At 32.6% G+C, this 13,772-nt stretch carries 10 protein-coding genes; 2 read left to right on the forward strand and 8 right to left on the reverse strand.

The features are described 5' to 3' along the window. Positions 1–5: 5 nt before the first annotated feature. Positions 6–1,505, forward strand: a complete 1,500-nt coding sequence (locus ACWYN7_RS05775; RefSeq protein ID WP_462858899.1) for a rhamnogalacturonan acetylesterase — start codon at positions 6–8, stop codon at positions 1,503–1,505. A gap of 268 nt (positions 1,506–1,773) precedes the next feature. Here ACWYN7_RS05775 and ACWYN7_RS05780 read toward each other — a convergent pair whose 3' ends face one another. From ACWYN7_RS05780 to ACWYN7_RS05815, 8 genes are all read right to left on the reverse strand, one after another. After that, entirely contained in the window at positions 1,774–3,339 is a 1,566-nt protein-coding gene (locus ACWYN7_RS05780; protein WP_462858900.1) for a solute:sodium symporter family transporter, read from the reverse strand. A gap of 26 nt (positions 3,340–3,365) precedes the next feature. Beyond that, positions 3,366–4,544 (reverse strand): aldose epimerase family protein, encoded by a 1,179-nt coding sequence (locus ACWYN7_RS05785; RefSeq protein WP_462858901.1) that lies wholly within the window; start codon positions 4,542–4,544, stop codon positions 3,366–3,368. A 24-nt stretch (positions 4,545–4,568) separates the two neighbouring features. Continuing rightward, positions 4,569–6,077 (reverse strand): L-arabinose isomerase, encoded by a 1,509-nt coding sequence (gene araA / locus ACWYN7_RS05790; RefSeq protein WP_462858902.1) that lies wholly within the window; start codon positions 6,075–6,077, stop codon positions 4,569–4,571. A 12-nt stretch (positions 6,078–6,089) separates the two neighbouring features. Beyond that, positions 6,090–6,791: an L-ribulose-5-phosphate 4-epimerase gene (locus ACWYN7_RS05795; protein WP_462858903.1), complete on the reverse strand. Its 702-nt coding sequence runs from the start codon at positions 6,789–6,791 to the stop codon at positions 6,090–6,092. Between the two features lie 7 nt (positions 6,792–6,798). Beyond that, positions 6,799–8,466 carry a ribulokinase gene (locus tag ACWYN7_RS05800; RefSeq protein ID WP_462858904.1) on the reverse strand — a complete coding sequence of 556 codons (1,668 nt, stop codon included), beginning with the start codon at positions 8,464–8,466 and terminating at the stop codon, positions 6,799–6,801. A gap of 73 nt (positions 8,467–8,539) precedes the next feature. Next, positions 8,540–9,640 (reverse strand): glycoside hydrolase family 43 protein, encoded by a 1,101-nt coding sequence (locus ACWYN7_RS05805; RefSeq protein ID WP_462858905.1) that lies wholly within the window; start codon positions 9,638–9,640, stop codon positions 8,540–8,542. Positions 9,641–9,658: 18 nt separating this feature from the next. After that, positions 9,659–11,194, reverse strand: a complete 1,536-nt coding sequence (locus tag ACWYN7_RS05810) for an arabinan endo-1,5-alpha-L-arabinosidase (RefSeq protein ID WP_462858906.1) — start codon at positions 11,192–11,194, stop codon at positions 9,659–9,661. A gap of 75 nt (positions 11,195–11,269) precedes the next feature. Next, positions 11,270–12,829: an alpha-N-arabinofuranosidase gene (locus tag ACWYN7_RS05815; protein WP_462858907.1), complete on the reverse strand. Its 1,560-nt coding sequence runs from the start codon at positions 12,827–12,829 to the stop codon at positions 11,270–11,272. 199 nt (positions 12,830–13,028) lie between these two features. Here ACWYN7_RS05815 and ACWYN7_RS05820 point away from each other — a divergent pair, with 199 nt between their 5' ends. Continuing rightward, positions 13,029–13,718, forward strand: a complete 690-nt coding sequence (locus ACWYN7_RS05820) for an NUDIX hydrolase (RefSeq protein ID WP_462858908.1) — start codon at positions 13,029–13,031, stop codon at positions 13,716–13,718. Positions 13,719–13,772 lie beyond the last annotated feature (54 nt).

The raw sequence follows: 13,772 nt of genomic DNA on the forward strand, positions 1-13,772 counted from the left end.
ATTTTATGAAAGTATTACAGTTTTTAGTAATTATTTTTTTTACAGTTTCATTTTCAAATTGTACTCAAGAAGACAAAATAAAACCAACCGTTTATACAGTAGGTGATTCAACAGTAAAAAATGGTAAAGGAGATGGTTATGGCGGACTTTGGGGTTGGGGCGATTTTATTGGTCAGTTTTTAGATTCTACAAAAGTTAACATCGAAAACCATGCTTTAGGAGGAACAAGCAGTAGAACCTACCAAAAACTAGGATTGTGGGATACTGTGAATAATAAGCTAAGAAAAGGAGATTATGTGCTAATACAATTTGGACATAATGATAATGGTCCAATAAACGACACCATTAGAGCGCGTGGAACTATAAGAGGTATTGGTGATGAAACTGAAGAAATTGATAATATGATAACTGGCGACCATGAAATTGTGCATAGTTATGGTTGGTACATAGAAAAAATTGTTAAAGATGCCAAAGCAAAAGGTGCTATTCCAGTAATTATGTCTCCTATTCCTAGAAATGATTGGAAAGAAGGATTAATTCCTAGAAATAATAAGTCTTATGGGCTGTGGGCAAAACAAATTGCAAACAGAAACGATGTTACTTTCATAGACTTAAATGATAAAATGGCTTCACAATTAGAAAAATATGGTGAAGAAAAAGTAACTGGAACTTATTTTTATAAACGAGATCATACTCATACTTCAGCTAGAGGAGCTGTTATGGCTGCTTCAATAATTATTAACGAATTAAAATTAACCAAAAACTCGTTAAAGGAGTATATTCTTAATAGTCCAGAAATTTTATTACCAAAAAAGAAAAATATCTTTTTAATAGGCGATTCAACAATGGCCGATAATGGTAATGAGAATGCTGTGGGTCGGGGAGTTCCTTTTCCTCAGTTTTGCGATACTATGCAAGTAAACATTATAAACAAAGCAAGAGGAGGCAGAAGTACAAGAACTTTTATTTCTGAAGGTTTATGGGATGCAGCTAAAACAGAATTTCAAAAAAATGATATTGTATTTATTCAATTTGGACATAATGATGCTGGTAATATTGATAAAGCAAAATTTAGAGGTTCTTTAAAGGGGATTGGTAATGAAACCCAAGTTGTACAAAGGGATTCTGTTAAAGAGGATGTACACACATTTGGTTGGTATTTATCTAAAATGATTAAGGAAACTAAAGAAGCAGGAGCAGTACCAGTAATTTTAAGTTTAACACCAAGAAACGAATGGCCAAAAGGAAAAGTTGAGCAAAGAAAAAATTCGTATATAAAATGGTCTAAAGAAGTTGCAAAAAAAGAGAATGCTATTTTTGTTAACCTTAGTGATAAAATTGCAGAAAAATATCAAAAATTAGGTAAAGAAAAAGTAAAAAAGTTTTTTCCAAAAGATCACACACATACAGGTATTGAAGGTGCCACTTTTAATGCAAAAACTTTAGCCGAAATCATTAAGAAACATAAGCCTTTAGGTTTAAGGGGCTGTGTTTTTATTGAGTAAATTTAAACAAAGGTCTCTTAAAAGAGATTTTAAGCAAATACTAACCTTAAAATTAAACTCAAGTTGAGTTCTTTGTGTAACAATTAGCTTTAAATCCGTAGTAAAGAATATTTATAAAATATAACCTAAGCGTTTAAAATTCTATTTAGCTTGTTTTTTTAGTATAATAATAAATTCAATTTTAAATAGTCTATAATGATATTCAATAGAAAACCAGTGAAACTATTTCACCAGTTTTCATTTTTATTATTAATAAGATTTTATCACTTTAAGAAAGGTAAATATAAATACCTACAACCATAGCAACAATTGCATAACCAACAGGTTTTAAATATTTCCAAGATGCTATATCTACTTGTTCAGTATAATCTTGCACATATTCTGTTTCTCTTGGCACAAATTTACTAACTACAAACATTATAATAACCGTAAGTACAAAAAGTATACCCATTAAATGTAAAAAACTAATGTCTGGTTTAATTACGTAAAGTATAGTTAAATAAGAAACAACACTAAATAAAATAGCAATATTTGCCGCTTTTCCAGATACTTTCTTAGAAAATATCCCTACAAGTATTATGGCTAAAATTGGTACACTGTGTGTTCCGTTTAGTTCTTGTAAATATGTAAAAATTCCACCTTCTACACCATATAATAAAGGTGCAATTGCCATTGAAAAGATGGCCAATATAATACCAAATGTTTTTCCGGCTCTTACTATTTGTTTTTCAGAAGCATTATGGTTAAAATATTCTTTATAAAAATCTAACCCGAATAAAGTTACAGAACTATTTAAAGCACTATTAAAAGAGCTTAAAATTGCTCCGAAAAGAACAGCAGCAAAAAATCCAATAAAAGCAACTGGTAAAACAGCTTTTACAACCATTGGATAAGCCTCATCTGCATTTGCAATGTCTCCATTAAAAATATAAAAAGCAATAATACCAGGTAAAACCACAATAAAAGGACCTAATATTTTAACAAATGCTGCTAATAAAAGACCTTTTTGCCCTTCTTTTAAGTTCTTAGCTCCAAGAGCTCTCTGTATAATTGCTTGGTTTGTACCCCAATAATAAAAATTTACAATAATCATACCAGTAAAAAGTGTCCAAAATGGTACATCAGAATCTGGTCCACCAATAATATCAAATTTCTCTGGTAAAGCTGTTGTTAGTTTTTGTAAGCCTGTAAATACGTTACCATCACCAATTTTCATTAATCCAAAAATTGGTATCAAAGATCCCCCAATTATTAAACCTACTGCATTAATAGAATCTGATACAGCTACTGCTTTTAACCCTCCAAATATTGCATATACACTACCAATTAAACCAATAGCCCATACTGTTAACCATAATGCTGGTTCTGGATCCATACCTAAAGATTGAGGTATATCAAACATGGTGTTAATTGCTAATGCGCCAGAATATAAAACTGTAGGAAGCATAGATATTGCATAACCTAATAAAAATAGCAATGATACTATTGTTTTGGTACTTTTGCCATATCTGTTTTCTAAAAATTGCGGTATTGTAGCAATACCACTTTTAAGATATTTAGGTAATAAAACAAAAGCTGTAAAAACCATAGCAATAGCTGCAACTACTTCATAAGCCATAATTGGTAATCCATCTCTAAAAGAAACACCATTCATACCAACAATTTGTTCTGTAGATAAATTTGTAAGTAATAACGAACCAGCGATTACTGGCCCTGTTAAACTTCTTCCTCCAAGAAAATATCCATCAGATGATTTTTCGTCGGTTTTTCGCGTAGACCACCAAGCTATAACTGCTACAAGTAAAGTAAATGCAACAAATGATAATATTCCCATAATAAGATGTTTAAGTTAATTAATTGTTATTTAGTTGAAAATTTAAAAATTGTTTTTGTTGAATATGTTTCACCAGGATTTAATACCGTAGATGGAAAGTTTTTTTGATTTGGAGAATCTGGAAAATGCTGTGTTTCTAAACAAAAACCTGTTCTATAAGCATAAGTACCACCATCTGGCATTGGTAAAGTGCCATCTAAAAAGTTACCTGAATATAGTTGTATTCCTGGTTCTTCTGTATAAATTTCCATGAAACGTCCACTTGCTTCATGGTAAGCAGAAGCAGCAAAACGCATTATACCTTTTGTACCATTTAACACCCAACAATGATCGTAACCTAAACCTAATTTTAATTGCGTATTGTCTAAATTTATGTCTTTGCCTATTTTTTTTGCTGATGTAAAATCGAAAGGTGTTCCTACAACTTTTTTAATTTGTCCTGTTGGAATTAAAGTTGCATCAACAGGTAAAAAAGTATCGGCATTTAAAACAATGTCATGATCTAAGATTTCATTTGAAAAATCTGAAGATAAATTAAAATATGCATGTTGCGTTAAATTAACCACAGTTGTTTTATCTGTTATAGCCTTATAAGAAACTTCAAGAGCATTCTCTTTTGTTAGTGTATAAACAACAGTTACATTTAAGTTTCCTGGATATCCTTCTTCTCCATCTTTACTTAAATAGGTAAGTTTTAAAGATGAATTTTCGGTTCCTTCTATTGGTGTAGCTGTCCAAACAACTCTATCGAAACCAATATCTCCACCATGCAAATGGTTTTGATCGTTATTTTTTGCTAAAGTATATTCTTTACCTTCTAAACTAAATTTACCTTTTGCAATTCTGTTTCCGTAACGACCTATTAAAGCGCCAAAAAAAGGATTGTCATTTTCATAATCTTCGATATTATCAAAACCTAGAACAACATTTTCTAAAACACCTTTATTATTTGGTACTTTTAAAGATGTAATTCTACCTCCGTAAGTAATAATATCTACCTCTACTCCATTGGTGTTTTTTAGGGTAAATTTTTCAACAGAAACTCCTTCTTTTGTTTTGCCAAAAGCAACCTTTTTTATTGCTAATTTGTTGAAAGTTTCTTCTTTTGTATTTATGGTTTCTTTTTTATTGCTTTTACAATCTGTAAAGAGTCCTAAAATAAGTATAAATATAAAAGAATAAGAAAGAGGTTTTAAATTTTTCATCTTTAAAAGTGTTTTTAGTTAATATTATAAACGATTTTGAAACGTATTGTAATAAGCTTCGTTTGCGTTCATTGTATCTTTAAAGTTTCTAACTTTAGTGTCATTATCTATTACAAGTAATTCAATACCAAAAATATCTGCAAAATCTTCCATATACTCAGTTGTAATTGCTTGAGAATATACTGTATGATGTGCTCCACCAGCAAGAATCCATGTTGTTGCTGCAATATCTAAGTTTGGTTTAGCATCCCAAAGTACACGTGCAACAGGTAAATTTGGTAAATCTTCCATTGGTTTTACTGCTTCTACTTCGTTTACAATTAATCTAAAACGATTACCCATATCTACTAAAGATGCGTTTATAGCATCCCCTTCAGGAGCGTTAAAGACCAAACGAACAGGGTCCTCTTTTCCGCCAATACCTAAAGGATGAACCTCACAAGAGGGTTTTGCATCTGCTATAGTTGGGCAGATTTCTAACATATGAGAACCTAAAACATATGATTTTTGAGTTGTAAAATGATAGGTATAATCTTCCATAAATGAGGTACCACCTTCTAAGCCATAAGCCATCACTTTCATAACTCTTAGCATAGCAGCTGTTTTCCAGTCTCCTTCGCCTCCAAAACCATAACCATCTGCCATTAAACGCTGAACAGCTAAACCAGGCAATTGTTTTAAGCTTCCAAGATTTTCGAAAGTATCTGTAAATGCTTTAAAGCCTCCTTCGTCTAAAAAGGTACGTAAACCAATTTCTATTTTTGCAGATTCTATAAGAGAATCCCTCATTTTACCACCCAACTTTAAGTCATCTGATAAGGTGTATTCTTTTTCGTAAATTTTAACTAAGCGATCTATTTGTTCTGGAGTAATATTTTCAATTTTATTTGTAATATCTGAAGAATCATATCCATTTACAGATATTCCGAAACGAATTTGTGCTTCTACTTTATCTCCGTCTGTAACTGCAACTTCGCGCATATTATCTCCAAAACGAGCAACTTTTAAGTTTTTCATTTCATCGCAACCTAAAGCAACTCTAGACCAAACACCAATTTTACTTTGTACTTTTTCTTCTTGCCAATGCCCAACAACAACTTTACGTTTAATTCGCATGCGCGACATGATGTAGCCAAACTCTCTATCTCCATGAGCTGATTGGTTTAAATTCATGAAATCCATATTAATGTCTTTCCAAGGAATTTCTGCATTAAATTGTGTGTGTAAATGACACAAAGGTTTATTTAAAATACCTAAACCAGCTATCCACATTTTTGCAGGAGAAAAAGTATGCATCCAAGTAATAATACCAATACAAGCTTTAGAAGCATTTGCAGCTTCACATACTTGTGTTATTTCTGAGGGAGTTTTAACGGTTGGTTTAAAGATAATTTTTACAGGTATGTACTTTGAAGCATCTAAACCTTTTGCTATTTCTTGCGAGTTTTTAGCAACTTGACTTAAAGTTTCTTCTCCATATAAATGTTGGCTACCTGTTACAAACCATATTTCTTTGTTAGATGTATCAATCATAATTTATGTTGGTTATTGACCGTAATAAGAATTTTTTCCGTGCTTACGTTCGTAATGTTTTTTTATTAATGAATCTTTTAATCTTGGAGCATTTGGATTGATTTGGCGAGTTAAATAAGCCATCTCTGCTACTACTTCTAACACTTTACTATTATATACAGATTTTGCAGCATTTTTTCCCCAAGCAAAAGGACCATGATTTCCTAACAAAACCATTTCCACTTCTTGATAAGACAAGTTTTTTTCTTTAAAACAATCTAAGATTTGAATTCCTGTGTTATGCTCGTAATTTCCTTCAATCAATTCATCTGCCATAGGTGGTGCACATGGAATATCAGCAGTTAAGTGATCTGCATGTGTGGTTCCAAAAATTGGAATATCTAATTGAGATTGTGCCCAAGCCACAGCATAAGTAGAATGTGTATGAGTAATTCCTCCTATTTCTGGCCAATTTTTATATAAATAAGCATGTGTCTTCGTATCCGATGAAGGTCTTAACTTTCCTTCGATAATATTGTTGTCAAAATCTACAATCACAATATCATCTGCTTTTAAATCTTCATAAGGAACCCCACTTGGTTTGATAGCAAAAACACTGTTTTCTCTATCCACAGCACTAACGTTACCAAAAGTATATACAACCAAACCTAATGCATTTAATTGCATGTTGGCTTCGTAACATTCTTGTTTTAAATCTTTATATTTAGAACTCATTGTTTTATTATTTTGTGATTGATTCAACAAAAGTGCTTAACTCATTATATGATGCCATTAATGCTTCGTAAGCTTCTACTTTTTCAGTTTCTGGGAAATATTCAGCTTCAAAATCACTACCCATTTTTTTACTAGCTTCAATTACGTTTGGATAAATTCCTGCTGCAACAGCTGCATAAATAGCCGCTCCTAAAGCTGGTGCTTGGTCTGATGCTGCTACTTTAATAGGCATGTTTAATACGTTAGCTAAAGTTTGCATAATGAATGCCGATTTTCTAGCCACACCGCCAATTCCAATCACCGTATCTATTTTAACACCTTCTTCTTCAAATCTATCTACAATTTTCTTAGACCCGAAACAGATCGCATTGACCAATGCTTTAAAAATATGTGGTGCTCTGGTTCCCATTGACAAGTTTGTCATGGCTGCTTTTAAACCTTGATTTGCATCTGGTGTTCTACGTCCATTGATCCAATCTAAAGCAGTAGGAATACTTTCTTCTAAAGAAATTTTCTCAGCATCCTCGGTTAACTTTTTAATAAAGTTATCATTTACCTCTGCTTTTAATTTTTCTTTTTGCTCTTCAGAAAGAATGTCAGAAGTCAGCACCAAATTATCTACTGGCCAAGACAACATATCTTTAAACCAAGCTAGTAAATCTCCAAAGGCAGATTGTCCTGCTTCTAGACCTATCATTCCTGGAATTACAGAACCATCTACTTGACCACAAATACCACGAACCGCTTTTGTTCCAATAGCCTCTTCTGGAGAAACCATAATGTCACAGGTAGAAGTTCCCATAACACGAACCAACGTGTTGTTATCTATTTTTGCTCCAACAGCTCCTGAGTGTGCATCAAAAGTACCCACTGCAATCACAGTATCAGTAGTCAATCCTAATTTTTGTGCCCATGCTGCATTTAAGTTTCCTGCAACCAAATCAGAAGTATAAGTTTCATCATATAAGTTTCCTCTTAGCTCAGCTAAATACGGATCTAATTTTGATAAAAATTCTTCTGGAGGTAAACCATTCCAGTCTTTATGCCACATTGCCTTATGCCCAGCTGCACATCTACTTCTTTTAAAGGTTTTTAAATCTTTATGGTCGGCCAACAGATAGGTCATATAATCACAATGCTCCATCCAAGTATAAGTAGCATCTTTTACACCTTTATCTTCTCTAGCGATATGTAAAATTTTAGCCCAAAACCACTCAGAAGAATAAATCCCACCTTCGTATTTGGTAAAATCTTCACCTCCCCAATTAGCCGCTAATTCATTAATTTCATTAGCTTCTTTTATTGCTGTATGATCTTTCCACAACACCATCATTGCGTTTGGATTGTGCTCAAAATCCTTTGTTAAAGCCAAAGGAGTACCATCTTTTGTGACTGGTATTGGAGAAGACCCAGTGGTGTCAATACAAATACCTTTGATATCTGCTGGATTTACATTTCCGTTTTCTACCACATACTTGATGGTATTCTCTAATCCTTCAATATGATCTAAAGGATGTTGACGAAATTGATTGATTACAGCATTGCAATACTCCTTATTTTTCCATCTTTGGTAATAGTGAACGTTTGACGCTAACTCTGTTCCAGTTGAGGTATCTATTAATACAGCTCTTACAGAATCTGAACCGTAATCTAAACCAATTACATAACTATTCATTTAAATAAATTTTAACTAACTAAAAAGCAAATATAGTATTTTACTTATAAGTGTTTATTAAACACTTATATTTTTAATAATATTTAAAGACAGGTTTCCCATCTTTATCAAATCTAACTTTCATCATTCTTGCATGACGGTTAGGATCGTACAATGGATCTGCCTTAATCTGTTCTAATGGTCTGGTATCAGATGCCGGAACTACAGAAGGATCACCAACTGCTTTCTCATAAGATCTTGCATGATAAATCATTAATGGATCACCATTTTCATCTACAGTGAAAGAATTATGTCCAGGACCGTAAATACCTTTTGCTTCATTGGTTTGAAGTACAGGTTGTCTAGATTTTGTCCATGAATTTCTATCCAATAAATCAGCTTCTTCATCAGCTTCCATTATTCCCATACTGTAACAAGCACCTGTGGCACTAGCTGAAAAAGTGATAAATATTTTTCCTTCATTTTTAATTACTGCAGGTCCTTCATTTACCCAAAAATCAATACGCTCCCAGTCATAGTCTGGTGTGGTAAGTAAAAACTGAACTGTTTTTAATTTGATAGGAGATTCCATTTCAGCTAAATATAAATTAGAAGCTGCAAATTGCCCACCTGTTTTCTCTGCCCAGCAGAAATAGCGTTTTCCTTTGTGATCGAAAACAGTTCCGTCTAAAGAGAAATCAGTAAAACTCATTGGGTCGTTATCTGCTGCTTGCATTTGTCCAAGTTCTATCCATTTATCATTTAACGGATCTTGACCAGAACATTCAATAACATAGGGTCTTAATTTCCAGATATCCCTTTCTTCACTACCTGCAAAGTACACATACCATTTACCATCTAAATAATGAATTTCTGGAGCCCAGATATGGCGACTCATAGGACCACTTTCATGCTTTTCCCAAACTCTAAATGGTTTGGCATCTTTCAATTCCTCTATGGTTTTAGCTCTTCTTATTTCTATAGCATCATAGGTTGGCACAGACCCTGTAAAATAGTAATATCCGTCTGTGTGTTTATAAATAAACGGATCAGCACGTTGCATCACAATAGGGTCGTTTGTTAAAGTAGACTCTTCCTTAACAGCAACTTCTTTAGGTTTTTCATCTTGTCCTTTATTATCTATACAAGAAGACATACCTGATATTACAATTGCAAAAAGCACTAATTTTTTCATAAGATTTTCTATATACTTTTATTTTTTCTTACCCCAAACTGGTAATCCTCCAGCTGTCAAACCTGAATATGTAATGGTTACTTTTCTTATTGGAGCTTCCCAATCCCAAGCATCTTTAACTTTACATTTAATACCATTAATATCTAAAGTTTTATTAGCGCTATCGTAAGACCAGGTTCCTGTAATGGCTCCTGTAACTTTTTTATCGGAGGTTAACTGAATTGTTTCAGATTCTTGTATGATTTTATATTGATAACTCATTTGAATGTGCTCCCATGTTCCTACAAAAGAGGCTTCTGTAATTTCTGTTTCTGGCACACCTGCATATCGTTCAGGTGCTATAACAGGCCAACCATCTTCTGTCCATTGAATTTCACGAACATGTCCCATCATAACAGCATTAGAGACATTTATTCCTGGAACATCTTTGGGAAGTCTAGCTTGTGATGCATAATACCAATCTTTTGTAACGGGGTCTTGAAAAACCGAACAATGTGAAAAACCAACCCAACCTGTATGATTGTCAAATTTGTAAGGGTGTGTTATCATTGGCCAACATGCAGCTCCTTCAGTAATGTTTCCACCATCTATTCCAATATAGGGACCAGTAATACTAGTTGATCGTGCAACACGTGTATTATATGCTACGGATAATTCATCATAAGCTAAAAACAAGTAATAATAACCAGTATCTGAATTATAGATAATCTCAGGACCTTCTGAAGGTTGCCAACGACTATTACCTCGCTTTGCTATTCTAATACCATAATCTGAAATATCATCCAGTTTATCTGGCTTCCCAGTTGTTGGATTAAGTTGAACAGCAGCAATTCCTGTATGCCAAGAACCATAGATTAACCAATTTTCACCTTTTGGCGTCACTATCATTGTTGGATCTATGGCATTATACTTAAAATAGCTGCTCCAATCATTCCCACCTGTTCTAGTATATGTTTCTAAACCATCTGGTTCTGAACAAACTACCATCCCTTTATCTACCCATATATTTGAAGCTAAATCATTTGATTCTGCCAAACCAATAAAGGCTCTTTCTGTCCATGACTCACTAGACTCTGTTCCTACAATTCGATTACTAATTACAATGCTATAATACATTCTAAATGTATTTCCAACTTTGGTTATGTAAGGTGCCCAATAGCCATAACCTGGATCTTCAATAGGAGGTAAAGCAGGCGACATACGTGCTCGTTTGCTATTTAAAGAATCTTTAACCCAAGCTGGTGCATTCGACATGGTGCTCCCTCTATATTCCCAATTAACTAAATCTTTTGATCTTCTATGATGAAAATGGCCATGACCTTTATGAGCATTACCATAAGAGGCATCTGTTTGGTACATATAATAATACTCGCCGTCTTTAACTACTGTAGGATCATGCACATTCGCTAAGTTCCAATCGGCACGTCTGCTCCAAGAGGCAATTGACGTATAATTATCTATATACGTTGGTCCAGCAAAAGGCACCTCTACCTCAGAGTCTGGATCTGGTTCTGGATCTGGATCTATACTATCTTTTGAGCAACTATTAAACATTACTACCATTGAAATCAAAAGACCTATTGATAAAATTTTAAAAAAGTGATTTGGTTCTTTCAAAACAATTATTATTTATTTCCCTTCTAAAACAATTACTGAAAAAGCAGGAATGGTTACTTTTAATATTCCTTTTTTGACTTTAAACTTTTTAAAGTTTTTGGGTTTAATTTTATTAGGTTCGTCAAAACTATTATAATCTCTTAAGTTTTTTGAAGTCAAAATAGTTCCTGAAACATTTTTGACTCCAAGCTTCGCTATATCAATTTCTACTTCATTATCTTTTGTAGGATCTATGTTTACTAAGGAAATATGAGTTGATCCATTTTTATCTTTTGAAGCAGATACAGAAACTGCTGGTAATGATTTTCCTTCAAAATTAAATTTAGGAGATTCAAAAGACAACGGTAATAACTTTGCATCTTGATGAACTTTATACATATTCATTACATGATATGTTGGCGTTAAAATCATTTTAGCTTTATCTGTAAGAATAACTGCTTGTAATACATTTACAGCTTGAGCCAAGTTAGCCATACGAACTCTATCTGCATGGTTGTTAAAAATATTTAAAGTAGCTCCAGCTAAAAGTGCATCTCTCATTGTATTTTGCTGGTATAAAAACCCTGGATTTGTTCCTTTCTGAACTTCGTACCATCCACCCCATTCATCAACAATTAAGTCAATTTTTTTCTTAGGGTCATATTTATTCATAATGGCAGCATGCTTGGTTACCAATTCTTCCATTTTTAATGCCTCTTCCATGGTTCTGAAATACTGTGCATCTGTAAATGTAATAGCATCTCCCTTCTTTTTCCAATTAACTACTGAATAATGATGCAAAGCTACTCCACCTAATAAATGTGATGGAATGTTTTTCATTAAAGTTTCTGTCCAATGATAATCATCACTATTTGCTCCAGAAGCAATACGTAATAATCCTCCTGTATTTTCCCAGTCTGAAATAAAAGTGGCATACTTACGATATTCGTTCGCATAGTATTCGGCAGTCATATTACCTCCACAACCCCATGCTTCATTACCAATACCCCAAAACTTTACTTTCCAGGGTTCCTTTCTTCCATTTTCTTCACGTAATTTACTCATAGGACTAATCCCTCCAAAATTGGTGTACTGAACCCAATCTGCTAATTCTTGCACTGTTCCACTTCCTACATTTCCTGACAAATAAGGTTCAGTTCCTAACATTTCACACATATTTAAAAAATCGTGAGTTCCGAAACTATTGTCTTCTGTAACTCCACCCCACCATTTATTTACAATTGTTGGTCTATTTTCTTTAGGACCAATTCCGTCTTTCCAATGATACGTATCTGCAAAACATCCACCTGGCCAACGTAAATTTGGAATTTGTAATTCTTTAAGCGCTTTAATAATATCGTTACGAACACCGTTTGTATTCGCTATTGATGAAGAATCTCCTACATAAAACCCATCATAAATACATCTTCCTAAATGCTCAGCAAAATGTCCGTAAATATGTTTACTAATTATTGGAGCATCCTTCTCAGATGTAATAGATATAGAAGTTATTTTGTCTTGAGAAAATACACTTAAAGTTCCTGCAATAAAAACTGTAAAAGCTTTTAATAATTTTGTTTTAAAATGAATCATTCTTTTGTTTATAAATATGTTATAAAATATTTTTTCTTTTAAAAAAGCTTATAAGTGTATTTTTTACATTTGTAAAAATAAGAACAAAAATTTAATAAATACAAGTAAATAACAATATAAATGTTATTTTTACACTTATATACCTGTATTCATTGGTTATTATATAAAAAAAATATATTTTAGCATAAATTTTTTAAGTATGCTTAAAGGTTATTTCTCAGAAGATAGAGTTTTTTTAGCTGTAGATTGTATCATATTTGGTTTTGATGATGAGGATTTGAAAGTTCTTTTAATTCGAAGAGATTTTGAACCAGAAAAAGGCAAGTGGTCTTTAATGGGTGGATTCTTAAAAAAAGAAGAAACTTTAGATGATGCTGCTGCCAGAGTGCTTTTTAAATTAACAGGGATGCATAATATTTATATGGAACAATTGTACTCTTTTAGTGAAGTTAATAGAGATCCTGTAGATAGAACTATTTCTACATCTTATTATGCAATTGTTGACATAGAAAAACACAACAAAGAATTAATAGAAAACTACAATGCAAAATGGTTTAGCCTATCTAAAATTCCAGATTTAATTTTTGACCATAACTTAATGGTAGAAAAAGCGGTTAGAAGATTAAGAAGAAGAACTTCAATTAATCCTATAGGTTTTGAACTTTTACCAGAAAAATTTACCATGCGTCAATTACAAAAATTATATGAGGCTATCTTAGATAAAGAAATAGATAAACGTAATTTTATTAATAAAATTAATTCTATGGATATCTTGGTTAAATTAAAAGAAAAAGATATGTCTTCTTCTACAAAAGGGTCATACTTATATAAATTTGACCAGCATAAATACGACGAAAAACAAGGTAACAACTTTTATCTTAAAATTTAATTTTTTAAAAAAAACTTCTCTTTTTTATTTAGATTGTGAATCATACTTTAAAAA

The organism is Polaribacter sp. M10 (assembly GCF_054968445.1).